Below are 24,138 nucleotides of genomic sequence, written 5' to 3' on the forward strand. Positions count from 1 at the left end.
TATCCATTTCTCATCGACTCATTACTCATTACTCATTACTCATTTAAAGTCCTGTCACCAATGATAAAAAGCCGTCCTCAAAAGACATGGCTTTAGACCCAAGTTTTTGGTGAAAATTAAAGGTGTCCAGCAGATCCACGACTTCTCAAAGAAGTCGTGGATCTATTTCATCACGAATGATTCAGGCTTGCTATATAATAAGACTTTGCATTAACCCAGAACTTCTGAAATCTTAAGATTTAATGACCAGGTTTATACATGATCAATTTGCCAAAGACTATCTAGAAGAATTATTAAAAGATTACGGAGAAGTCAAGGCATCAGAAAAAGTATCAGGAGAGATTAAAGAAATAGATGTTTTATTCACTCCTGCTAAACAGCAAAGCTCTAATATACAAATACTGGGTTTGCTAGGAAGATTTGCTGAACATCCTGCAATTATAGAACCGTACCGCAATCCAGCTTCTACCGATGAAATCTGCGACTGTATTCTAAAATTATTAGAAATAAAGGCTCTCCTGCGACGAGAAGCTAAGGCAAATAAAACCAAACTTCAAGACTCAGAAATTCCCAAATTGTGGGTTTTTACACCAACCATATCTGAAACTAGATTGTCTAGCTTTGGAACTATTCAAAAACAAGGTTGGTTATCAGGAGTGCATTTTCTGCCAGATGCCTTGCGGACAGCAATTGTAGCGATACACCAACTACCGCAAACACCAGAGACATTATGGTTGAGGCTTTTAGGTAGGGGAAGTGTGCAGTCACAAGCGATTATCGAGTTGCAAGCGTTACCATTAGATCATCCATACCAGAAACAAACTCTTGAATTAGTTTACAACTTGCGCGAAAACTTGAGAGTAAATCAAGAATTAGAAGCAGATGATAGGGAGTTAATTATGCGACTAGAACCACTTTATCAAAAAAATAGAGAACAAGCCAGAGAAGAAGGAAGGCAAGAAGGAAAACAAGAAGGAAGGCAAGAAGGAAAACAAAACTTAATATTGCGTCAACTCAATCGCCGTATTGGTGAGATTGATACGTCATTAATCGAGCAAATTCAAGGCTTATCACTTGAAAAATTAGAGAATTTAGGAGAAGCATTGCTAGATTTTTCTAGTTTTTCTGATTTAGAAACTTGGTTAAACCAACAATCAATCTAATTTATTATTACTACACTTGAGAAATCGAATTATTACCCCCCTTAATCCCCCCTTATAAAGGGGGGAAACAATAAAATCCGGTTCCCTCGCTTTTATAAGGGGAGGGTTAGGGTGGGGTAAAACAATATTTGATACATCAATCATGACTTTCCAAACATCCTCTTAGTACACGGAGGTAGACTAAGTTTTGTGTAGTAACAAATTCTATTCGCTTTTTAAACTTTCAGTATAAAAAAATCTGCTAATAACTGATTACCAGTAAGGCTTTCATCATAAAAGTAAGCTAAACTTTTATAGCCAAGTATTGCCTAAAAATTTCATAATTAAAGATAGAACATCCCAATGGAGAACATCAAAATGCTAGAACAATATCGTAAACACGTTGCCGAAAGAGCAGCACTCGGTATTCCTCCTTTACCATTGGATGCGAAGCAAACATCAGAATTATGTGAATTACTGAAAAATCCGCCCAAGGGTCAAGAGGAGATATTATTACATTTATTGAGCGATCGCGTTTCTCCTGGTGTTGATCCAGCAGCTTATGTCAAAGCTGGATTTCTCACCGCCATTGCTAAGGAAGAAATCACCAGTCCGTTGATTGCGCCCATCGAAGCAGTGCAATTGCTGGGCACAATGATCGGTGGTTACAATGTGCAATCTCTAATCGATTTGCTGCAATTGCCCACTGTATCCCTCTCCGACTCATCCGAAACACCTCTCGTCATGGGCGGACAAGGAAAAGAACCCATTTCCGCCTACGCCGCCAACGCTTTAAGCAAAATCCTCTTAGTGTATGACGCTTACCACGATGTTTTAGAGTTATCTAAAACTAATCCTTTCGCGAAGTTGGTGATTGACTCTTGGGCGGAAGCTGAATGGTTTACCATGCGCCCCACAGTTCCAGAAGCGATTACTGTCACCGTTTTTAAAGTTCCTGGCGAAACCAATACCGACGATTTATCACCCGCCCAAAGCGCCACAACTCGCCCGGATATTCCCTTACACGCCTTAGTGATGTTAGAGTCACGGCAACCGGGAAGTTTACAAACTATTGCCGAGTTGAAAAAGAAAGGACATCCTGTAGCTTACGTGGGAGATGTAGTTGGTACTGGTTCCTCGCGTAAATCTGCCATCAACTCAGTGTTGTGGCACATGGGAAATGATATACCCTTTGTGCCAAACAAACGCGCTGGGGGTTATGTTTTAGGTGGTGCGATCGCGCCAATCTTCTTCAACACAGCAGAAGATGCCGGTGCTTTGCCTATTCAGTGCGATGTCACTAAACTCGAAACCGGCATGGTAATTACCATCCATCCCTACAAAGGCGAAATCACCAACGAAGCAGGCGAAGTTATTTCCACCTTTAACCTTAAACCTGATACCATTCTCGATGAAGTTCGCGCAGGTGGACGCATCCCCCTACTTATCGGCCGTACCCTCACCGACAAAACTCGTCTTGCACTCGGTTTAGAACCCAGCACAGTTTTCACCCGTCCCCAGCAAGCCTTTGATACAGGCAAAGGCTACAGCCTAGCACAAAAAATGGTCGGTAAAGCTTGCGGATTACCTGGTGTACGTCCCGGCACATCTTGCGAACCCATCATTACTACCGTTGGTTCTCAAGATACCACAGGCCCCATGACCCGCGACGAATTGAAAGAACTCGCCTGTCTTGGTTTCAGTGCAGACTTAGTTATCCAAAGCTTCTGCCACACAGCAGCTTATCCCAAACCAGTAGACATCAAAACCCATCACGAACTCCCCGACTTCTTTGCTTCTCGTGGCGGTGTCGCCCTCCGTCCCGGTGATGGTATCATCCACTCTTGGTTAAACCGGATGCTGCTACCCGACACCGTGGGAACTGGCGGCGACTCTCACACCCGCTTCCCCTTGGGTATTTCCTTCCCCGCCGGTTCTGGATTAGTGGCCTTTGCAGCCGCCTTGGGTGTCATGCCTTTAGATATGCCAGAATCAGTTTTGGTAAGATTTAAAGGAGAATTGCAACCAGGTATCACCCTGCGCGATGTCGTGAATGCTATTCCCTACGTAGCAATTCAAAAAGGTTTGCTGACAGCAGAAAAACAGAACAAGAAAAATATCTTTTCTGGGCGAATTTTGGAAATAGAAGGTTTGCCAGATTTAAAAGTTGAACAAGCCTTTGAACTCACCGATGCTAGCGCCGAACGTTCTTGTGCCGGATGCACAATTAAGCTGAGTGTAGAGACAATTTCGGAATATCTGCGTTCTAACGTTGCGTTGCTGAAAAATATGATAGCACGGGGCTATCACGATCCGCGTACCATGCTGCGCCGTGTGGCAAAAATGGAAGAATGGTTAGCAAATCCCGTGTTATTAGAAGGGGATGCTGATGCCGAGTATGCCGAAATAATTGAAATTGATTTGAACGAAATCAAAGAACCAATTGTTGCTGCTCCCAATGACCCCGATAATGTTAAATTATTATCGGAAGTTGCTAACGATCCAGTGCAAGAGGTATTCGTCGGTTCTTGTATGACAAATATTGGTCATTATCGGGCAACAGCAAAAGTTTTGGAAGGCGCAGGTGAAGTGAAAACTCGCCTGTGGATAGCACCACCAACCCGCATGGATGAACACCAATTAAAAGAAGAAGGTGTATACAGCGTTTTTGGCGCTGCGGGTGCGCGTACAGAAATGCCAGGATGCAGTTTGTGTATGGGTAATCAAGCGCGAGTTGCTGATGGCACAACAGTATTTTCTACCTCAACCCGCAACTTTAATAATCGTATGGGTAAAGATGCGCGAGTGTATCTTGGTTCAGCAGAATTAGCCGCAGTTTGTGCGCTGTTAGGACGGCTTCCGACAGTGCAGGAATATTTGGATATTGTGGCGAGTAGAATTGAGCCTTTTGCAGATGATTTGTATCGGTATTTGAACTTTGATCAAATTGCCGGTTTTGAGGATGAAGGGCGTGTGATTTCTCAGGAGGAGCAGGCTTTATTAGTATAGTTTAATTAGGTGGGTATAACACCCACCTAATTTTTAGCATTTCCAAGAGGAATATTATCGTTTTATTTTGGCGATTGGGAATAATTAGCCATAGAAACAAGAGTATATTTTTCAATTTTCTATCAAAACATAACTCTGCACATGGTCTTATCTTATCCTTGCCATATTTACTTGCATATATAGGAATCCGCTTTGATTTCTGAACGAATTTGCGTAGACAGGCAATAGGCAATAGGCAATGGCAATAGGCAATAGGCAATAGGCAACAGGCAACAGGGAAGAACGCTTCTTAGTTGTACTGAGTTTTTTCAGAAATCAAATATGAGTCCTATATAATACTTCTATTCTTTATTCACAACTGTTTCTTCTAACCTACGATCAAAAGTTAATATCTGATGTCTAATTTTCGTGAAGTTTTCTATTTATGTGTTTCTTAAAGAACCTAACCAATTTAATAATATTCTTGGTGGTTCAGGAATATTATCATTTTCTTGATTTTGGAGATTAACTTATTGATAATTAATTTTTATAAGTTTTGTTTCTGATTTGTTAGGAATGTGAGAGGGATGAAAATAAAATTCATCATTTTTATACACAATGGAAAAATTAAATAAATTAAAATTTGCTTTACTGTATTTTTCATCAATTAAATTATGACGGTGAAAACTCGGACAGATAGCTAGTAACCCAAGTTGCGGGTTATCAAATATAGATTTACTGTTGAGTGCGAACAGACACTTCAAAGTGGTGGTTAGGCTACGCACAACCACCACTTCGGCTCAAATAAAAATATCAGTATACAATTATAAAAAAGTATTAAATTTAGCTCATTCGATAAATGGAGATTTTAGGGTAAATGCAAAAATAAATACGTAACATTGTGTCTCCAGTCCAATTCAAGTTAAAATCGCAGTGTAATCTCTTGACCATCCTGTTGTAGCTATTGAGCGATATTTTAAAAGTAGTTACGAAAAACAACTAAAGTAAATGTAAGGTATATTCTAAAAATTAATAAAATGACAGCGATAATTATATGGTCTGCTGCCTAAATCCTAATTGCGAGAATCCCCAAAATCCTGACGGGGCAAATTTCTGCCTTAGTTGCGGCACAGCATTGGTATCGCTACTGAGAAATCGTTACCGGATCATCTCACCATTAGGGAGAGGAGGGTTTGCACGCACATATATCGCAGAAGATATAGATAAGCTCAATGAACGATGTGTTGTCAAGCAGCTAGTTCTAAGTCAATTTTATGGCATTCAGGGTAGTCAAGCACATCAAAAAGCGACTGAGTTGTTTGAACAAGAGGCTAAACGTCTTAAAGAGCTAGGGGAACATATCCAAATTCCCAATTTGTATGCATATTTTAAGGAAGATGAATATCTTTATTTAGTGCAGCAGTTTATCGAAGGACAAAATCTGTTGCAAGAATTAAAACAGCAGGGGGTTTTTGATGAAGCCAAAATTCGAGATTTTTTAAATGATTTATTATCTGTGTTAGTAGACATACATGAACAGCAGGTAATTCACCGAGATATTAAACCAGAAAATATTATTCGCCGTCAAAATGATGGGAAGTTAGTACTAATTGATTTTGGGGTAGCAAAGCAAAAAACAGAACCGACAAATACTGCCATTGGAACAATAATCGGTTCATTAGGTTATGCACCGATTGAGCAAATGCAAGTGGGTAAAGTTTTTCCATCTAGTGATATCTATAGTTTAGGAATAACTTGCTTTCATCTGCTAACTAATATTTCTCCTTCAAGTTTGTGGATGAAACAAGGCTATGGTTGGACTTCTAGTTGGCGACAGCATTTAACGCAACCCATAAGTCAGGAATTAGAGATGATTCTTGATAAGTTCCTACGAGAAAATCATGAACAACGTTATCAATCTGCACAGGCTGTCTTACAAGACTTGAATAATCTTCCACCGCTAAGATATACATTAGCTCCTACAGTTATTCCACCTACTCTGCCATCAGGTTCACAATCACAAAAACAACACAAATTAACTCGATATCTACCCCAATTTTCTAACAGTAAATTATTGTCTGGAGCAATAATTGCTGGATCAGGTAGTTCGTTCTTAGCGATCGCACTTATCAGTTTTCTCGGAACTACTTGGATTAGCTCTGGATTGTGGTTGATAATTTTAGCAGGGTTAGTCTTGATTCAATCTCGCCCGCTTCTAGAAAAAACTTATTTAATTATTATTGCTATAATAGCAAATCTACTCATTGTATTTACTTTCAGAAATCTACTAACCAATAACCTTCTAAAATCTGGTGTAAATGGTCTGCTGCTTGTAGGGTTACTCGTTATTCTTGCAGGTTTATTGACACTGATTATCGTGAGTGTGTCTGAAATAATAAATAAACTTCTTTCTAAATATTTTTAAATTACTAGTACAACACGGCAGAAATAAACCAATCATTCCAAATCAACGAAACCCTTATGCTGTATTCATGTTTAATTTTTAATTTTTAATTCCGCCTTGCGGTACTAGGTATGGCTAAATTTTCATAAATCTCTTGATTTCAGATAATTTTTGTAGAATTTGGGGAATTATTCATGACAAATAAAAAAGATAACTTGAGGCTGCTTATATCTCTAGGTCTGGCAGGAGTAATGGTAGCAGCTATTTTGTGGTTAATTAGCAAAGTTTCTTCGACCATTATAACACCATCAAACCCCATATCAGCTTCATCTTCATTGACAAATAAGCCTTCACTAATGAATTTGGGTACAAGGATTTTGGTGAAAGTCCAAACCTATCCTGAGAAAACAGATGGAGTTAAAGCTTTTGCTGAAAAAGATTTTACAACTGCTGTGAAAAAGTTCACCGCTTCTCTAAAAAATAATCCCAATGATCCAGAAACTTTAATTTATTTAAACAATGCCAAAATTGCACAAGATAATTCGAGCGCTCTGAAAGTTGCTGTCATCGCTCCAATTAACTTTGATCCGAGTTTATCAGAAGAAATTTTGCGTGGTGTAGCTCAAGCTCAAAATGAAGTTAATAATCAAGGAGGAATTAATGGTAAGAAACTGCAAATTGTAATTGCAAGTGCTGAGAATAGAGAAGATTCTACACGGTTAGATAATGAATTAGTTCAAGACAAGAGTATTGTGGCAGCAGTAGGTGTTAGACGTAACGCCGCAATTTATAGTGAGAATCGCTTGGTGTTAGTTTTACCTGTTGAGCGACCAAATCAAGCCGAAAATCAAGAAAATTTAGAAAGCAATTCAATAAATAATCAACCTAATAGTTCCACAAATAATTACTTGTTTCATGTAAATCCGCTATATGATAATTTAGTAGATACTCATTCTCGCTACATTGCTCGACAAGCAAGAAATGTTGCTATTTGTGGTGATTCTCGTAGTTCAAGAAGTAATTCAAGCTCCTCATCAAGTCAGATACTTGTAGAACAGTACACTCAAGCTATCAAAAAATATGGCAGCAACGTTATTAGTACGCCTTGCAATTTGGCAGATAAGAATTTTGACCCTAGGGCTTTTGTAGATCAAGCCATAGAAACAGAAAATGCAAGTGGCTTTTTACTAATGCCCTCAATCAGAAATATATATTTTGCCACCAAAGTAGCACAAGAAGTTAGAGGCAGAAAACCACTGTTTGCTTCTGAAAGTATGTATAGTGCAACAACTTTACAAAATGGCAAGGATTTGGAAGGCATGGTATTACCTGTGTATTGGCATCGTGATGCTAATAAAGATAACCCCTTTGCAGAAAATGCCTTTCAGCTTTGGAATGCACAGGTAAATCAGAGAACAGCAGGAGCTTATGATGCAGTCCAAGCAATTATTACTGGCTTGAAACAAGATAACACCCGCGAAGGATTACAAAAGGTACTGTCTAATCCTAATTTCTCAACTTCAGGAGCAACAGGAATGATTCAGTTTTCGCCCTCTGGTGAGCGTCAAGGAGAAGCAATCCTAGTCAAAATCGAGCGTTGCGAGTCTTGCTCTACTGGAACTGGTTACGATTTTGCCCTCTTGAATAAGAAGTAGTTTTTTTGACGTTACTTGTCATTCTAAAGATATAGATTACTGCCAAATTTGTAATCTATATCTTTAGAATGTCATACTAAAATACTTGATTAGAATTGCAACGATCGCTTCAATTTTTATTTCTATTTCGGAACCCTAAATTTGTCTTTTTCTACCCAGAGTTGTGAACGCGATCACTCAAAAGAAAGATGGAATATCCCTAACCTCTATGTCAAGGTTATATCAGTAAGAATTACGAATACTTGCCGAGGAGAACACGGATGGTAGCTACATTAGATGATACGAAACGCAATGCTATTGCTCTAAAATTAGCAAGTCTTAAAGCACTCCAACAATTGGTGATCGAAAATGAGCGATCGCTTTTGACACAAGGACTTGATGCCGAAATTGCCGATCGCATCCGTAATTTCCTGAATGATGACGAAAAAAATCTTGGGGTTCTGGAAACTGTAATCGGTCAGTATGGCATTCAGGCTGAACCCAAAAAAACTGTTACAGAATTCATTGCAAAAGCTCGTGAATTGTTCAAAGGTTCTGAGTTGAGCCTGTATGAAAAAGTATCTCAGCATGAATTGCTGAAACATCAACTAGTAATGAGTGGCTTAATAGTTCACAAAGCTGCTCAAAAAGCTGGTGCTGACGTTTTGCTAGCGATCGCACCTTTGAACACCATTAACTTTGAAAACCGCGCTCACCAAGAGCAACTCAAAGGTATTCTAGAAATTCTGGGCGTCCGCGAACTCACAGGACAAGATGCAGATCAAGGAATCTGGGCACGTGTTCAAGACGCTATGGCCGCAGTCAGTGGTGTTGTAGGTAGTGCTGTTACTCAAGCCAGTGACAAAAAGGATATGAATATCCAGGATGTCCTTCGCCTGGATCACAACAAGGTAAATACCCTGTTCACCGAACTACTACAAAGCAACAATCCACAAAAGATCCAAGAGTACTTCGGTCAAATTTACAAGGATCTAAGTGCCCACGCCGAAGCTGAAGAAGAGACAGTCTATCCAAGAGTACGTCCTTTCTACGGTCAAGATAACACCCAAGAATTGTTTGATGAACAAGCTCATGCCAAGCAAGCATTAGAAGAAATCAAGGCTCTCAGCCCATCTTCACCCCAATTCAAAGATAAAGTCAAACAGCTGATGGATGCTATTGGCGATCATATTCGTCAAGAAGAAACCACAATGTTTGCTGCTATTCGCAACAACTTAAGCACTGAGCAAAGTGAACAACTTGCGACTGAATTCAAAGCTGCTAAGACTCGAATTCAACAAAAACTAGGTGTTGTTACTGAATCAAATGTATAGGATGCTTTCGGGCTTTCTATAACTGCTAACAAAGATTAGTTAAATCAAAACTCCCAGCGTTGATCTGCTGGGAGTTTTTGTTTACAAATTTTGCTGATGGTATTTATAAGCAGCGTATGCCATAGTTACAACCCCGGTGATAATAGCAGATTCATCAACTTCAAATTGGGGATGGTGTAATGGGTGGTTGATGATTCTTTCTTGGTAGCCTACACCCAAGCGAAACATAGAACCGGGGGCGTGTTCCAAATACATAGAAAAATCTTCAGCACCAAGGGAAGGTTCGGGTAAGACTTGAACGCGATCGCTACTCCAAGCTTCTTCTGCGGCTGATTGTAACAATTGCGTCAGAGTATAATCATTTTGAACGCTGGGTACACCCTGGCGATAATTGACTTGATAGTTTGCTCCGTAAGTATGGCAAACATTAGATACAATATTTTCAATCCATTTCGGGAGATGGGCACGAGTTTCAGGATGGAGCGATCGCACGGTTCCCAATAACTGCACTTTATCCGCAATTATATTCGGCGCTCTGCCACCATTAATCTTCCCAATACTCAATACTACAGGACGTAAGGGATTCTGCGTCCGGCTGATAGCTTGTTGCAGTGCAGTAATGACTTGGCAAGAAATCCAAATCGCATCAATGGCCTCATGGGGACGCGCCCCATGTCCAGATTCTCCCATAATCAGAATTTCTAAATCATCAGCGGCGGCTGTCAATGCCCCGTAACGCACGCCAATAGATCCTGCGGGTATAGAAGGGAAAACATGAACCCCTAATACAGCCGAGACATTTTCCATCGCTCCATCTTTCACCATCCAGCTTGCCCCTTGGGCAATTTCCTCCGCTGGCTGAAATAAAAACCGCACTTTCCCACCCAACTCCTCTGCTAGCTGGGACAGCACCATTGCCGTTCCTAACCCCACTGTGGTGTGGACATCGTGACCGCACGCGTGCATAATCCCATCTGCACGAGAGGCATATTCCAAATTAGTGCCTTCTTGAATTGGTAAGGCATCCATATCGGTGCGAATTGCTAACAAACGGTCATTTTGCTTAGTGCCTTGGAGTTCTCCAATAACGCCTGTTTTGCCAACTCCTTCTTCTACGTGCAGACCGCTAGAAGACAAAACACCAGCTACGAAGGCTGCTGTTTGGTACTCTTGACCGCTGAGTTCTGGGTGAGAGTGGATGTGGCGGCGAATTTCAATTAACCGGGGTGCTAGTTTTGCTGCTAAGTCTTTAATAGAGGTAAGCATTGATTCAATTAATCTATAGGCTTTTTTCCCATGATAAAGAACTGCTAACAAACAAAATGCTTTTGCTATACAAGGATGAAGCAGAGGGGCAGGGGGGCAGGGGGGCAGGGGAGCAGGGGAGGATGGGGGAGATAAGGGAGACGAGGGAGAAATAAGCAATGCCCAATGCCCCATGCCTAATGCCCCATGCCCAATTTATTTTGAATAACAGGTTGTGCCTGGAGTATCTTCGGGTTGAAACTCGTTACATTCTCTAAGATTTTGACGCTCTAACGACCAGCCATAAGGTTTATCGGAGGTGACTACACCATTAGCTAGAGTTGTTAGTCGGAAGTTAGCCCCCCGAAAATTGGTAAAATCCAATTTCGCATCTTTTAAGTTTGCTGCTTCTAAATTGGCGCTGATAAAACCGGCAAAAGATAAATTGGCATTTTCCAGGGATGCTGATTTCAAATTTGCTCCTGTTAAGGAAGCACCACTGAGATTTGCTGAATTTAGAACCGCACCTTCTAAATTTGCACCGGTGAGATCGGCATTCGTGAGATTAACTTCAGATAATGTAGCGCCGCTCAAGTCAGCCCCTCGCAAATTTGCTCCAGTTAGATTTACTTGAGTTAGATCAGCACCACTTAAATTACACCGGGGACAGGCACTTGTTGCCTTCAACTGATCTAAATCTAGCTGATTTAATGCAAGGCTCTGCTCTGCAAACCCGAAACAAGCTAATAGGACGCTAGTAGCAACAATCTTAAATTTCATATTTTTTACAGATATCCACAAAAATGACAAGTTACGCACATTGCGTACTGTCATAGTTACATATACCGCCTCCCTAAAAAACAGCAGGGATGAAGCATTCATTAAGAAGCTGTAAAAATACTATAAATTCTAGTGGTAAGACTACTCAAATTGAAATGTAGGCTATAGAATCGATTCGTAAGGAACTATACCGAACCAATTATAGACTACCATATATGTGATCCCCCTAGCTCGATGAAAAATACGACTAGGGGGATCTTGTTTTTGGGCACTTGATTAGTTTCAGCATCAAAGTTGTCACACATCCAACGGTAAGTGTTTTCTATGTCTTGAAACGCGGTTGGCTGGATCAAAACCTGATAAGTCATGGGCGAGAGGGAATCTGGAGTCGATGACGCAGTTCTTCTAAGGCTTGAGTAGCGGGAAGTCCTTCACCGCGATCAAACTCGGCTAATCCCTGCCGAAGACTGATGATGATTTCCAGGGTGTCAAGTTCAAGTTCAGCAGATTGAATCGGATGCGCTTTGAGAAATTGCAAAAATTGCAGCACTGGTAGCAAGAGTTCATCGGACGTGTTTGCTAGTTCTTGGAATAAGAGTTCGCGTGTCGTCATGATGGCGATCGCCCTTTCTAAAAGTTGTTCTCAGTATATCAATCGCACTTTTCCTCGATCAACGCGATCGCATTTTTGACTTTTGACGTTTGACTTCCGCGCATCAGTCCCGCCACTACTTTAATTTTGCGTGCCAATGCCGTCGCACAAGAGGCGATCGCGATCGCTAACTTTTGCACTAGGGTTATGTAAATAAGCCCATATCCACTTGCAACTATGCGTCATTAAAGTGTCTAAGTCTAAGTCTAAGTCTAAACCTAAGCCTGAAAGATTCCAGATTTTGATTGTATTGTCAAAACTGCCAGAAGCCAAAGTCTTGCCATTGAGGCTAAAACTTACACTATTAACATAGTGATTATGCCCTGTAAGGGTACGGATTTCCTTGCCTGTTTCTAGATTCCAGATTTTGATTGTATTGTCATAACTGCCAGAAGCCAAAGTCTTGCCATCAGGGTTCAAACCCACGCTCAGGACAGCGCCATTATGCCCCTTGAGGGTAAGTAATTTCTTCTCTGTTTCTAGATTCCAGAGTTTGATAGTGTTGTCTTCACTACCAGAAGCCAAAGTCTTGCCGTCAGGACTAAAACTCACGCTATAGACAGTGCTATCATGCCCAGTAAGAGTGCGAATTTCCTTGTCTGTCTCTAGATTCCAGAGTTTGATAGTGTTGTCTTCACTACCAGAAGCCAAAATCTTGCCGTCAGGACTAAAACTCACGCTATAGACAATGCCAGTGTGTCCAGTAAGGGTGCGAATTTCCTTACCTGTCTCTAGATTCCAGAGTTTGATAGTCTTGTCATAACTGCCAGAAGCCAAAGTCTTGCCATCGGGGCTAAAACTTACGCTTCTGACATAGTGATTATGCCCTGTAAGGGTGCGAATTTCCTTACCTGTCTCTGGATTCCAGAGTTTGATAGTCTTGTCACGACTGCCAGAAGCCAAAGTCTTGCCATCGGGGCTAAAACTTACGCTTCTAATATAGTCAGTATGACTATTGAGGGTGCGGACATTACCTGTCCCTAGATTCCAGAGTTTAATAGTTTTGTCTTCACTACCAGACACCAAAGTTTTGCCATCGGGGCTAAAACTTACGCTCCTGACATAGTGATTATGACCGGTCAAGGTGCGAACATTCCCTATCTCTAAATTCCAGAGTTTGATAGTCTTGTCAAAACTGCCAGAAACCAAAGTCTTACCGTCAGGGCTAAAACTCACGCTCCTGACAGAGTTATCATGCCCACTAAGGTTGCTAATTTTCCTACCTGTTTCTAGATTCCAGAGTTTGATAGTCTTGTCATAACTACCCGAAGCCAACGTCTTACCGTCAGGACTAAAACTCACGCTTCTGACAGAGTCAGTATGCCCGGTAAGGGTGTGGATTTTTTGGCCTGTCTCTAAATTCCATATTTTGATTGTATTGTCACTGCTGCCAGAAGCCAAAGTCTTGCCGTCAGGGCTAAAACTCACGCTCCTGACAGAGTCAGTATGCCAGAAGGTGCGAATTTCCTTCCCTGTCTCTAGATTCCATATTTTGATTGTATTGTCACTGCTGCCAGAAGCCAGAGTCTTGCCATCAGGACTAAAACTCACGCTATTGACAGAGCCAGTATGCCAGAGGGTGCGAATTTCTTTGCCTCTCTCTAAATTCCAGAGTTTGATTGTCTTGTCTTCACTACTAGAAGCCAGAGTCTTGCTGTCAGGACTAAAACTCACACTAATGACATCATTATTATGCCCTGTGAGGGTGTAAATTTCCTTGCCTGTCTCTAGATCCCAGAGTTTGATTGTCTTGTCTTCACTACCAGAAGCCAACATCTTGCTGTCAGGACTAAAACTCGCGCTATTGACAGATTGTTTATGCCCATTGAGGGTACGAATTTCTTGGCCTGTTTCTAGATTCCAGAATTTGATTGTGTTGTCATTACTACCAGAAGCCAGAGTCTTGCCGTCAGGGCTAAAACTCACGCTTCTAACAGATTTATTGTGTCTTTCTAAGCGATTGTATTCCCTTCTCTCGGCAATAGCTCTCTGCAAGACATTCATTACCTCTGGTATAGTTTTATGTTGCTTTTGCAGGATTTTTCCGGCTTTCATTGCTGTAACGAAAGCATCTAACTCTTTTCCTTCATTAAATAGAGACAAGGAATATCTACCAAGAGATTTAGCTTGATTGAGTTCTGATTGTTTCGTCTGATTCCATGCAATTAAACCCAATATACCGCTAATTACCACCGCCACCAATGAACCAGTCGCAATGCCCCAGGCAGTTCTGATTTCCCGGTTACTGCGGTCTGTTTCGACTTGTTTGAGGCGATTTTCTTCTTGGATACTCTGCTTGATAAATTCTTTTTCATCAATTAAGTCTTCTGGGCGTTCCTTCAGTCTTTCTTCTGCTTCTGCTAATACTGCACCACGCAACAATGACCCCGGATCTTGCTTCGTCGCTTCCCATTGTCTCTTTGCTGAACGCAGTCGCTCTTGCCAAGCTCTAAAAACGCGGTTTGTATTCATCCATTCTCGCAGTTCTCCCCAATTGCGAATCAGAGCTTCATGGACTACCTCCACCGTTTCTTGACTGCTGAGATTGCGACTTGTCACCACCAACCGAGCATCAGCTAATTTTTTTACCAAAGACCAGCTTTGCTCCCCCAATTCCGCTTTCATCGCTATGCGTCTGGTATCCTCTGCTCCTTCACCCGGACGCACCAATTGAATAAAAATCCGCCGGACTTTCTCCTTTTCATCATCTGTCAAGTTGCCATATTTCTCATCAGCATGGCGAGCTAACGCACCTTCTACTCGACCAATTTCTTCATAGATTTTGTGAGTTAATTGTTTACCTGTTCGCTTATTCCACAACTCTGTTAAAGCAAACTCTAGCAAAGGTAAATTTCCCGGTTGGTTTTCCACATCATTCAAAATGCGTTCTACCAGTCCGTCTGCAAATGTCACCCCGAATTTTTGGGCAGGTTTTTCAATGACTTCTATTAGTTCCTCCCGATTCATCGGCCCCAGTTTCACGTCACCATTTTGCAAGACATCAGCAAAGGGACGATAGGAAAGAGCATTTTCCAAAAAATCTGCCCGCATCGTTGTCACCAACACCGTAGCCGATGAAGACAGAGAAGTAGGAGTTTCGAGACTGGCTAATAAGCAGTCGAGAAACTTACGGCGAATTTCCTGATTGTTACAGAGTGTGTAAATTTCTTCAAATTGGTCAGCAATCAGTAGCACCCGATCGCTAGGATGATTTTGCTGAATTTTAGCAAAAACATCTAAGAGAATAACAGAACCATCTTGCAAGTAACCAGCCATCTTTCGGGCTTGGGCAATTTGGTCTGTTTGATCTAAGTTGGGTGTATAGAGAGGAACAAGAGCTAAAGCTAGAGCATGGAAAGGGTCAGAACCAGGACGAAAGTGAGTAAACTGCCAATGACCTGCTGTTTGTAACTTAGGGACTAATCCCGCTAATACCACCGAAGATTTACCGCTTCCTGATGCACCAAGCACCGGAATAAAATTATTGGTTTTAGTTGCACTATAAAGTTCTTCGATAAATATTTCCCGCCCAAAGAAAACATCCGCATCATTTGGGCCGAAATGAAACAACCCGCGATAAGGACAAGGGAGATATTCATCAGCAGCGTCGGTAGAATCAGACGGGACTAATCTTGCTTCTTCTCGATAGTAGTAGTTGATTATCTGTACAGGAGCGAAAGTCAAATCACGCCCAACACTATTATCCTTTAAGAGATTTTCTTGTTCTTGAGATGAGTGATTTGGGACTGACTCGCTCATGATCTTGGTATCCTTAACCTTGATTTTGCACAGTCGGTGCAAAGTTCACATTTCCACCAACGGTATTTCCACTCATGGTGTTGGTTTGAGTTTGATTGATTATTTCCTGTCCCCCAGGTTGTTCTTTCACTTTTTCGAGTAAATCCTGAGCCACTTTAATAATTTCCTGGTCTTGATCAGCACCAGCTTTGGTAATTTTATCTTTTAACAAACCTTCCGCTTGCTTGATTTCTTCTGGTTTGGCATCTACCATCGCTTGTCCCAGAACATCGCCCTCAAACTTCTTCTTAATCAAGGTTTTCAAACCCTGATAGGCATCTTTAACGGCTGTTCCTGCGGTATCCTTAGTAGCTGCGATCGCACCAGCACTTAAAGCAGCAATAATCATAGAAATAGGTTCCATAGTTAATCCCCAATTATTTGTATCTAACAGCTAAAATAGCAGGATTTACGCAACTGGCACGTATATTTTCATGTTTCGGGGTCAAGGGTCAAGATTTCGATTTTTTGACGTCTTGATAACCTCTACAAAAAAATATGACACTTAGGCAAGTCGGGAGCATCCACTTTTGGCAGAAAGACTCAAATAGCTAATAAACCATTGAGATAAGCACAACGAATAGAGAGGATGTGATTAACACTATCAACATTCCACTGTGCGCCAGAAATTTTAATCCTCGCACCAATTTGTTTAATAGCAGATTCAACTGCTCCAGAACCAATAGAACAAAGTTGTTCAGCCTGGTAATAGGCATAGTTGACAATACGAGAGCGATGTTTTTCTAGATAAGCAATGAAGTTCTTCGCCTGTTTACCTCGGCAATGAAGAAATAAAGCTTGAGTATTATCTACCTGACCTTGCCATAACAGAGTTTCAGCAGCTTTTAGCCGCTTTAAAGAACCGCCAACTTTATAGAGATTTTCTTTGAGGTGATACCAATCTAAAATTTCCCAACGCCCAAAATTCTCACTTTTACCAAACTCAATGACTTGATTCCACACACCATCATGACCATCACCCAAGCAGGCTAACGGATTAACAAGACGCTGGCTATTGACATAATCAACTAATGATTGGTTGTCATCAAAAAACGCACCATAGTAAATCCCTTGTAGACGAACAGTTTTATAGTCTCGCCAGTGACAGCCTGCTTGAGGTTGTCCCCTAAGTCGGACTTTTCCCCCATCCACACTCACTTCTGACACAGCTTGTTTTGCTACGGGTAGCTGAAAATCCTGTTCGAGAACTAGTTTTTGTTGTGTCGTGTGGCCAACTTTCACTCCTGTTAATGCCTCAATCTCGATTTCTGCTTTTTGATATGATTCATTTGCTGATAGCCTTAAACAGCACTTTTGAAGTAATGGACTTAATCGACTCCTTGGTTTCAAACCTAGCCTCTGTATCTGTTTAGCTTTTAATTTCAGTTCCCCAACTAAGCTTTTGATTTTCCTCGTTTTACCGATGTTTGTTTTTGTTGTTTGTTTGATAAAAAAAGGGCTATTTCTGGGCTGACTAATTCTAATACTTGACTGCGAACTGTTTTTTCTATGCCTTCGAGGTCTGCCAGCTTACTTTTGTCTGCTTCTTCATACAGCAGTGTTGACAATTCTTGTAAGCAGGCTTTTATCCGTTCTTGTTTTTCTTGGTTCATTATCAGCGATCGCACAGGGTTATTTCCCTTTATATTTTCCCATAAATGATAAATCTTCCAAAAATGGATGCTCCCGGCAAGTCCTAAATATAGGAATCCCTCTTTCCTCTTTCATCGCCATCCCAAAAGGCGCAATCCAGGGACAATTAGGTAGTAACTCACACCTAACCAAAAGCTGATAAAGAAGCCTACAGAACCAAAAAAAATCAGAGGTAACTGTAATTCCGACCAGGCTGGTTGACTAGTAAATTGGAAGATTGAAGGCGCTAACCTCAAAATAATCAAAACTGCATAAGCGATCGCACTACCAAAGGCCGAGAACACAGCGTAAACTATATGGTGGCTGCGAAGTCCTAAGCTCAAGGTGAGTAGGCAAACTGCTACTAAAATCACTGCCACTAAGCCCTCGCCACTGTCTTTTGGTGTAATTAATTGCAAAATCAACCAGCCAAAGCCATAGCTAATCATGCCCATCAGCGACGCCACTAAAAACCGCCGCTGTTGACCAAAACACCCGGATACTGTCAATCCCCATGCGGTTCCCCAACCTGCGGCGACGAATACCAAAATATCTGCCCCGAAGACAGGTTGAGTATTTGGCACTAATTCGTTTAGCTGACTCCCAAGAAATTCCACAACCACACCCCCCAAGCTGGTGCGATAGGCCAAAATAAAACCAGCGATCGCACCAAAACAAGCGCCAACATAAGCCAGGATCATCGCCCAAATCGTCGCCAAACAAGCTTGTAAAATTTTGATGATTGTCTGAGTGATGAAAACAAAGGTTTTGTTGACAGCTTGGCCAAAGTTAGCTAACGCTTGTTTAATAGCTTGTGTTAGCTGTGTCAATTTCTGGGAGACTTGCATTGAGGCTTGCTTAACGCTGTCTCGCAATCGGGCAAATAATCCTGGTGGCGGTAATGGTTGACAAATCTTCGCCAAACGTTTTTGAATTATAGCTGCATTTGCTGGACGCGATCGCACATCCTCATGCACCATTTCATCCAACAAATCGGCTAGTTGCGGGTTGACATTTACAGCAGTTCGCCAGCGCAATTTCCCCGTTTGCTGATCTTCCAACTCTAGCGGGTATTTGCCTGTTAATAGTTCAATCACCGTTCTACCAAGGGCATAAAAATCGGCTCCTGTCCCGACAACACCTCCACTTACTTGTTCTGGTGGACTGTAGCCAGAAGAAAATAATCGCGTGGAACTAGACTGAGAACGCAGCTTAGAGGCGCTAAATTGTTTTGCCCCGCCAAAATCAATTAATACCAGGCGATCGCCCTCTGTTTGCCCTTGAGGCGGGGTTACAGATGGCGAAGAAGTACCCAGCATTAAATTAGAAGGTTTAATATCTCGGTGAAGAATCTGACGTTTGTGTAATTCCTGTAAAATTTGTAGAGCTTGGGCAAACCAGTTTAAAACCAAATCCTCTGGACACCCTTGAGGAAACTTTCTTAATATCTCCTCTAAAGTGCGCCCATTGATTTTTTCCATTACCAAACAAGGTAGTTGGTGCGATTTGGGATTAAACAGATTTACATGAAAATATCCATCGGCATCGACTGTAGGGACACCAGGATGCTGCAAGCTAGATAAAACTGCCGCCTCTTGGGTAAATAATTCCAGTGCCTTTGGCGAATCTTCCACCAACACTTTTAACACTTTCTCAGTTTGAGTTTTTTCATCCCAAACCGTGTAGATTTGAGCAAATCCTCCCGATCCCAAAGGCTGAAGTGGAACATAGCGGTCTAGCAACTCTAGCGGTGCGCCACAGCTGTTACAAAATTTGTTTCCCCAAGGCTGAGGATAAGGACGTTGACAATCAGGATTTATGCAGTGAACCGCACTCTGAGTGATGTGGGACACAACCGCTACAATACAAAGGCTGACTTGATTTTAGCGTTTCTTGAGGTTTCCTGATTTTAAAATCGGCAAAAGGAAAACCCTCATAGATTGTATGAGGGCAATTCATTTATATTTACAGCGGATTTCAAGGAAGGTGAAGTACACAAGGATTCATCTCAAAGCAAGGTATAAAGCCTGTTTTACTCCTGAATTCTGACTCCTGAATTCTGACTCCTGAATTCTGCTGTATATCAGTTCTTAGTTACGAAAACTTCTCTTACTCTGTCTGTGTTTGGCAACTTCTTTGCGCTTGCGTTTTTCTAAGGGTGTTTCAAAATGACGATGCTTTCTCATGTCTGGAAAAATTCCAGCCTTGGAAACTTCTCGCTTAAATCGTCGTAAGGCTGATTCAATATGTTCATTGTCACCGACAATTACTTGGGTCATTACATCTCCTACTAAGTTGACTTTATCAATGGCTAGGCAAGCATTCAGGGGTGGTGAGTGCTGAGTGATCCCATAGATAAATCTAGAGGATTGAAATAAGGACGAGTAATCGTTCTTGGACACTCAGCACTGCTTTGGTAAGATTACAAAAAAAAGACAGACTCCTTGTCTGACCTTAAGACTTTAGGCAAATTTTTTTGTTTCCAAGGTCTAGTAGCGGTTGCGTCCACCGCCGCCACCACCGTATCCTCCCCGGTTTCCACCAAAGGAACCTCTATCACCTCTGTCTTCCTTGGGTTTAGCCTTATTCACTTTCAGGTCACGACCCATCCATTCAGCACCGTCGAGAGCTTCAATAGCAGCTGTTTCTTCAGCTTCAGTTCCCATTTCCACAAAAGCAAAGCCTCGCGGACGACCTGTTTCACGGTCAGTAGGTACTTGAACTCGTTTTACAGTACCATATTCTGCAAAAATACCACTTAAATCTTCTTGTGTAACGTCATAAGAGAGGTTACCTACATAAATTGACATCGATTCTCTCCAAAATCATCACTGTGTAGAGATTTTAATTTCTCTGAGAAGTCTGTAAATACTAAAAGGAAAAAGCCTTTCAATACTAAAACCAAAGACATCACTGAATTAACTCTCCTAATCATAGGATGACATAGGAGACAACTCTCTGCATCCAGTAGATAGTTAACAGATAGTTAACCAGTGATGCGATCGCACCTAAGCGATCGCCCGCCCCCACCTACTCTAAATACTGCCCACCGCAAAAAAGGGTTGGAAATAGAAGAAGATAAATTTTGTAGGGTGATATAAAAATCAGACATACGGGGGCGCATCTTCAGAATATCCGCATTGAACGTTTGACTGCATTAACCATGAAGCATTACTCCAAAATTTTAATACGAAAGCTAAAGTCAGGCAACAAATTTGAAGGAGGCAGGGGGCAGGGGGCAGGAGGCAGGAGGCAGGAGGCAGGAGGCAGGAGGCAGGAGGCAGGGGGCAGGAGACAGTCCTGAGTCTTCTCTCTTGGCGCGGGTCTCTCCTTTTTGGAAAATTACGGTATACACAGAAGTCCTAAAAACCTAGCTTGATAAGACTTTCCTCGTTCCCAGTCTAAGACTGGGAATGGATTCATTGAGTCTCTGACTCAATATCTGAGTGGAGGCAGCAACCTCTAATCAGGTATTCCTATGCAGAGCATAGGAAAGAGACAACAATGGGAAATTGAGCTTTATTTAGACTTGTGTGTACACTGTAGCCTTTTGGGAAAAGGGGAGACAAAGTTTAATAAGTAACCCCAGTTGCTAGGTCAAGTTGCTTTTCATCACCTTTCCAAGCGGTTTCCAATTCAGTTTTGACAAGTTTAGCAGCCTGATCTTTGCCGAGTGCCTGCAAACTTGCCTGCAATCCAAATAGAGAACGTCCGTTATGGGGATACTTTTTGAGATCAGCACGAAAGACTTCTTCAGCCTCTCTATAGTCACCCTTAGCCAAAAGCACAGCGCCCAAAGACTCTCGCGTGGGAAAGTACCAGTCTGGTGGTTCCACGTAATCGAGAGCATCTTCTGCTACTACCGCTTGTTCTAGTAATTGAATGGCAGATTCATAATCATGCTTTTCTCTGGCAATTTTGGCGTCTAAAACTTTTGAGGCAATGTCTAAAATGCGACTGGCAGGACTAAATCCAATGGTTGCTTCGGCGGGAATTACCTGTTTAGCGGCCAGTAATGCACTGCTTTCATTTGCTGCATCTTCAAGTTTGCCTGTGGCTGCCGTTGCCATACCACGAGCAAAATGCCAAAGTGCTGTTGTAGTAGGTAGTTTAGCATCGGGAGCAGGAGTTTTTAAGATGGCATCCCAGTCATGAAAGCGTGTCTGAATCAGCATTTTGCTGCCCAGGAATCCCTCAAGCATTGGTATATGTGGGCCAATAGCAGTAACGTTGGTGACTAATTTCTCTGCGGATTTAAGAGCATCTTCATACCTTCCTGCCATGCTGCTGGCTACCATGAGAAAATGTACGTTGTGGTTATAGTACATCATGGGGTAAGTGCCCTGGACTTGATATTTGTTGATGTAAATATCATCTTGAGCGATCGCCTGTTGGTTTACCTGCATTGCCCCTTCATAATCTCCCACACGAAAATAAATATGGGAAGGCATGTGTACCAAGTGTCCCGCCGCTGGCGCTAAAGTTCCTAGTCGTTTGGCACTCATAAGGGCCCGTTCTGGGGAAGGCGAGGCTTCTACGGCATGGATATAGTAATGATTAGCTCCCGTATGATTCGGGTTTCGTTGGAGAACTGATTCTAAAACAGCTACAATTTCTTCTGTATCTGGCTGTGGCTTACCATCTTTAGTCCAGTGCTGCCAAGGATGCAGATCCATTAAGCTTTCAGCGTAAAGCGTTGCCGCATCCAAATCATCAGGATAGCGCTTGACTAGGGTTGCCATTGCTTTTGCGTAATCTACCGCTAGTTGATACAAGTCTGCATCAGGGGCTTGGGAGTAACGTTTGGCTAAGGCGGTAATGTAGTCTTGTTCTTGGGTAGATGCTTGGGTGGAAAGTGCCAAGGCTTGCTGTACTGCTTGGTAAGCAGCTAATTCTCGATTTGGGTCTATTGCTGAGTTAATATTAGGCCCCAGAGCTAAAGCAATACCCCAATATGCGATCGCCAAATGCGGATCGAGTTTGGCAGCGTGTTGAAAAGAACGCATTGCCTCATCATGATTGAAAGCGTAAATTAAATTTAATCCCTGATCGAAAAACTCTTGCGCTTGGGGATTAGTAGTAGAAACTGGATGGTGGATTGTGCCAAGTCCAGATATTAAGGTGTAGGGCTGTTTTACTTCAGCGATCGCCGCACTAGGAGCGACTAAAGAGAGTATAAGTACCCAAACTATAAATAAGTACTTCATTGTCTATATTCTTTTTATTCAAGCTCTTTTTTTCTTAATATTCAAATGCCACAGTTTCTCTAAAGAGGCAACTTGTTGGCAAAGAACAGCAGCACGCTGTTTCTTATAAATATTAAACCCTGCAAACACAATCATTAGAATCAAGATTGAACATCCGATGAAAATGTTAACAGATGCATCAGTTTGCATCCTATAGGAATCCGCTTTGATTTCTGAACGAATTTGCGTAGACAGGCAATAGGCAATCTTGCTACAGGCAACAGTCAAGAAGGCTTCTTAGTTGTACTGAGTTTTTTCACCAAATCAAATATGAGTCCTATAGAGTCTACATATTGGGAGTTGGGAGTTGATTGAGTAGTAGAATGCGATCGCATAAATACTTTCATAAATATTAATCAGTAAGAAGCTAGAGATAAACGTGGATACTTGTTACTGCTGCTTTTAAACCCAAGCAGTATTGAGTGGTGTAGATAATTTGTCTTTGAAGATGCGATGAATCGCCGTCTCTACAAGTGTTTTGTTGCTCATTCTGAACTGTATTGCGCTATAGACCACCAAATTTCTGATGCTTGGAAGCCTCAGCACCCTGTAGGCACTTCAAAGCCACTGATTAGACTTTTCTGTGTTTTCTTGCACCAGCTAAACTACTCTTCATTTAAAGCTTGAAAAATTATGCTTCTTTCCGCGCAATATTTGTGACAAAAGCAGAGAAAAGGAGGAAGTGAAGCGATCGCTTAGTCGAGCCGCAGGAGAATAACTTCCCCCTGCCCCCTGTCTACATAGCGATGGAATATTTAGTTATTTGGAAGTCCCTTATTCCTGCCTTCTGGCTCCTTCAACATCATCGCTATCTACCTAAAGTTGTAAATTATTTTGTCTCAAGGTAGAACAATAGAATTTACTTTAACTCTCCAAGATGAATTTAACTGTTAAATAACTATGTACAAAGAACACAACTATTCTTCATAAAAGCATCGTCAGATAGAAGAATTAAAAGTTGTCTAAAAGTAATCTATAAACATTGCAGCGCTTTTCGAGCAAGCAATAAAAATCAACACTTAAAATACTTTAGGAACAACGAATATGAGTATCGAAGATAGAGCAAAAGCTTTTGCTAAAAACGTCGAAGGTAAAGTACAAGAGGTCATTGGCGAAGTAACTGGCGATCCTAAAGATAAAGCTGAAGGTAAAGCTAAACAAGCTGAAGCCCAAGTCCGTCACACGGCTGAGAATATCAAAGATGAAGTTAAAAAGACTTTAGAATAAAATATCACAATATTTATTGTAGGATGGGCGTCTCGCCATTGGCGTCAAGTTAAGAA

At 41.6% G+C, this 24,138-nt stretch carries 17 protein-coding genes; 6 read left to right on the forward strand and 11 right to left on the reverse strand.

Features of this window, described 5'->3' with window-relative positions:
- Positions 1 to 242 precede the first annotated feature (242 nt).
- The 5 genes from A4S05_RS02360 to A4S05_RS02380 all read left to right on the forward strand — a co-directional run bounded on the left by A4S05_RS02360 (position 243) and on the right by A4S05_RS02380 (position 9,502).
- Positions 243 to 1,163: a DUF4351 domain-containing protein gene (locus tag A4S05_RS02360; RefSeq protein WP_069068218.1), complete on the forward strand. Its 921-nt coding sequence runs from the start codon at positions 243 to 245 to the stop codon at positions 1,161 to 1,163.
- Positions 1,164 to 1,520: 357 nt separating this feature from the next.
- Positions 1,521 to 4,151 carry a bifunctional aconitate hydratase 2/2-methylisocitrate dehydratase gene (gene acnB, locus A4S05_RS02365; protein ID WP_069068219.1) on the forward strand — a complete coding sequence of 877 codons (2,631 nt, stop codon included), beginning with the start codon at positions 1,521 to 1,523 and terminating at the stop codon, positions 4,149 to 4,151.
- Between the two features lie 1,033 nt (positions 4,152 to 5,184).
- Positions 5,185 to 6,555 (forward strand): serine/threonine-protein kinase, encoded by a 1,371-nt coding sequence (locus A4S05_RS02370; protein ID WP_069068220.1) that lies wholly within the window; start codon positions 5,185 to 5,187, stop codon positions 6,553 to 6,555.
- A gap of 173 nt (positions 6,556 to 6,728) precedes the next feature.
- Complete coding sequence (locus tag A4S05_RS02375; protein WP_069068221.1) at positions 6,729 to 8,189, forward strand: ABC transporter substrate-binding protein; 1,461 nt, start codon at positions 6,729 to 6,731, stop codon at positions 8,187 to 8,189.
- 260 nt (positions 8,190 to 8,449) lie between these two features.
- Positions 8,450 to 9,502 carry a hemerythrin domain-containing protein gene (locus tag A4S05_RS02380; RefSeq protein WP_069068222.1) on the forward strand — a complete coding sequence of 351 codons (1,053 nt, stop codon included), beginning with the start codon at positions 8,450 to 8,452 and terminating at the stop codon, positions 9,500 to 9,502.
- An 81-nt stretch (positions 9,503 to 9,583) separates the two neighbouring features.
- Here the strand turns inward: A4S05_RS02380 and A4S05_RS02385 are convergent, their stop codons facing one another.
- The 11 genes from A4S05_RS02385 to A4S05_RS02435 form a co-directional block, all read right to left on the reverse strand.
- On the reverse strand, positions 9,584 to 10,768 hold the full coding sequence (locus A4S05_RS02385) for a M20 family metallopeptidase (protein ID WP_069068223.1): 1,185 nt from the start codon (positions 10,766 to 10,768) through the stop codon (positions 9,584 to 9,586).
- 195 nt (positions 10,769 to 10,963) lie between these two features.
- Entirely contained in the window at positions 10,964 to 11,527 is a 564-nt protein-coding gene (locus tag A4S05_RS02390) for a pentapeptide repeat-containing protein (protein WP_069068234.1), read from the reverse strand.
- A gap of 364 nt (positions 11,528 to 11,891) precedes the next feature.
- Entirely contained in the window at positions 11,892 to 12,140 is a 249-nt protein-coding gene (locus A4S05_RS02395) for a prevent-host-death family protein (RefSeq protein ID WP_069068224.1), read from the reverse strand.
- Between the two features lie 120 nt (positions 12,141 to 12,260).
- Complete coding sequence (locus A4S05_RS02400) at positions 12,261 to 15,938, reverse strand: WD40 repeat domain-containing protein (protein ID WP_069068225.1); 3,678 nt, start codon at positions 15,936 to 15,938, stop codon at positions 12,261 to 12,263.
- Between the two features lie 13 nt (positions 15,939 to 15,951).
- Positions 15,952 to 16,341 (reverse strand): hypothetical protein, encoded by a 390-nt coding sequence (locus A4S05_RS02405; protein ID WP_069068226.1) that lies wholly within the window; start codon positions 16,339 to 16,341, stop codon positions 15,952 to 15,954.
- A 179-nt stretch (positions 16,342 to 16,520) separates the two neighbouring features.
- A protein-coding gene (locus A4S05_RS02410) for an ISKra4 family transposase (protein WP_141699626.1) occupies positions 16,521 to 17,590 on the reverse strand; the annotation gives its coding sequence in 2 pieces (ribosomal slippage) (positions 16,521 to 17,434 and positions 17,434 to 17,590; 1,071 coding nt in all).
- A gap of 111 nt (positions 17,591 to 17,701) precedes the next feature.
- The gene (locus A4S05_RS02420) at positions 17,702 to 19,462 is read right to left on the reverse strand and encodes a serine/threonine-protein kinase (protein WP_176726895.1); all 1,761 of its coding nucleotides are present in this window, start codon (positions 19,460 to 19,462) and stop codon (positions 17,702 to 17,704) included.
- A gap of 237 nt (positions 19,463 to 19,699) precedes the next feature.
- The gene (gene rpsU, locus A4S05_RS02425; RefSeq protein ID WP_012407716.1) at positions 19,700 to 19,888 is read right to left on the reverse strand and encodes a 30S ribosomal protein S21; all 189 of its coding nucleotides are present in this window, start codon (positions 19,886 to 19,888) and stop codon (positions 19,700 to 19,702) included.
- A gap of 210 nt (positions 19,889 to 20,098) precedes the next feature.
- Positions 20,099 to 20,419, reverse strand: a complete 321-nt coding sequence (locus tag A4S05_RS02430; protein WP_069068229.1) for an RNA recognition motif domain-containing protein — start codon at positions 20,417 to 20,419, stop codon at positions 20,099 to 20,101.
- A 176-nt stretch (positions 20,420 to 20,595) separates the two neighbouring features.
- The gene (locus A4S05_RS42935; RefSeq protein WP_256090790.1) at positions 20,596 to 20,721 is read right to left on the reverse strand and encodes a hypothetical protein; all 126 of its coding nucleotides are present in this window, start codon (positions 20,719 to 20,721) and stop codon (positions 20,596 to 20,598) included.
- A gap of 460 nt (positions 20,722 to 21,181) precedes the next feature.
- The gene (locus tag A4S05_RS02435; protein ID WP_069068230.1) at positions 21,182 to 22,816 is read right to left on the reverse strand and encodes a tetratricopeptide repeat protein; all 1,635 of its coding nucleotides are present in this window, start codon (positions 22,814 to 22,816) and stop codon (positions 21,182 to 21,184) included.
- Between the two features lie 1,083 nt (positions 22,817 to 23,899).
- Here A4S05_RS02435 and A4S05_RS02440 point away from each other — a divergent pair.
- A complete protein-coding gene (locus A4S05_RS02440; RefSeq protein WP_069068231.1) occupies positions 23,900 to 24,082 on the forward strand; it encodes a CsbD family protein in 183 nt (60 codons plus the stop codon).
- Positions 24,083 to 24,138 lie beyond the last annotated feature (56 nt).

The sequence above is a fragment of the Nostoc sp. KVJ20 genome (assembly GCF_001712795.1).
Lineage (GTDB): Bacteria > Cyanobacteriota > Cyanobacteriia > Cyanobacteriales > Nostocaceae > Nostoc.

Excerpts from the sequence above, each read along its gene's own strand:
- A4S05_RS02360 (WP_069068218.1), top strand. The coding sequence starts at position 243 with ATGACCAGGTTTATACATGATCAATTTGCCAAAGACTATCTAGAAGAA.
- acnB (WP_069068219.1), top strand. The coding sequence starts at position 1,521 with ATGCTAGAACAATATCGTAAACACGTTGCCGAAAGAGCAGCACTCGGT.
- A4S05_RS02370 (WP_069068220.1), top strand. The coding sequence starts at position 5,185 with ATGGTCTGCTGCCTAAATCCTAATTGCGAGAATCCCCAAAATCCTGAC.
- A4S05_RS02375 (WP_069068221.1), top strand. The coding sequence starts at position 6,729 with ATGACAAATAAAAAAGATAACTTGAGGCTGCTTATATCTCTAGGTCTG.
- A4S05_RS02380 (WP_069068222.1), top strand. The coding sequence starts at position 8,450 with ATGGTAGCTACATTAGATGATACGAAACGCAATGCTATTGCTCTAAAA.
- A4S05_RS02385 (WP_069068223.1), bottom strand. The coding sequence starts at position 10,768 with ATGCTTACCTCTATTAAAGACTTAGCAGCAAAACTAGCACCCCGGTTA.
- A4S05_RS02390 (WP_069068234.1), bottom strand. The coding sequence starts at position 11,527 with ATGAAATTTAAGATTGTTGCTACTAGCGTCCTATTAGCTTGTTTCGGG.
- A4S05_RS02395 (WP_069068224.1), bottom strand. The coding sequence starts at position 12,140 with ATGACGACACGCGAACTCTTATTCCAAGAACTAGCAAACACGTCCGAT.
- A4S05_RS02400 (WP_069068225.1), bottom strand. The coding sequence starts at position 15,938 with ATGAGCGAGTCAGTCCCAAATCACTCATCTCAAGAACAAGAAAATCTC.
- A4S05_RS02405 (WP_069068226.1), bottom strand. The coding sequence starts at position 16,341 with ATGGAACCTATTTCTATGATTATTGCTGCTTTAAGTGCTGGTGCGATC.
- rpsU (WP_012407716.1), bottom strand. The coding sequence starts at position 19,888 with ATGACCCAAGTAATTGTCGGTGACAATGAACATATTGAATCAGCCTTA.
- A4S05_RS02430 (WP_069068229.1), bottom strand. The coding sequence starts at position 20,419 with ATGTCAATTTATGTAGGTAACCTCTCTTATGACGTTACACAAGAAGAT.
- A4S05_RS42935 (WP_256090790.1), bottom strand. The coding sequence starts at position 20,721 with ATGTCTGATTTTTATATCACCCTACAAAATTTATCTTCTTCTATTTCC.
- A4S05_RS02435 (WP_069068230.1), bottom strand. The coding sequence starts at position 22,816 with ATGAAGTACTTATTTATAGTTTGGGTACTTATACTCTCTTTAGTCGCT.
- A4S05_RS02440 (WP_069068231.1), top strand. The coding sequence starts at position 23,900 with ATGAGTATCGAAGATAGAGCAAAAGCTTTTGCTAAAAACGTCGAAGGT.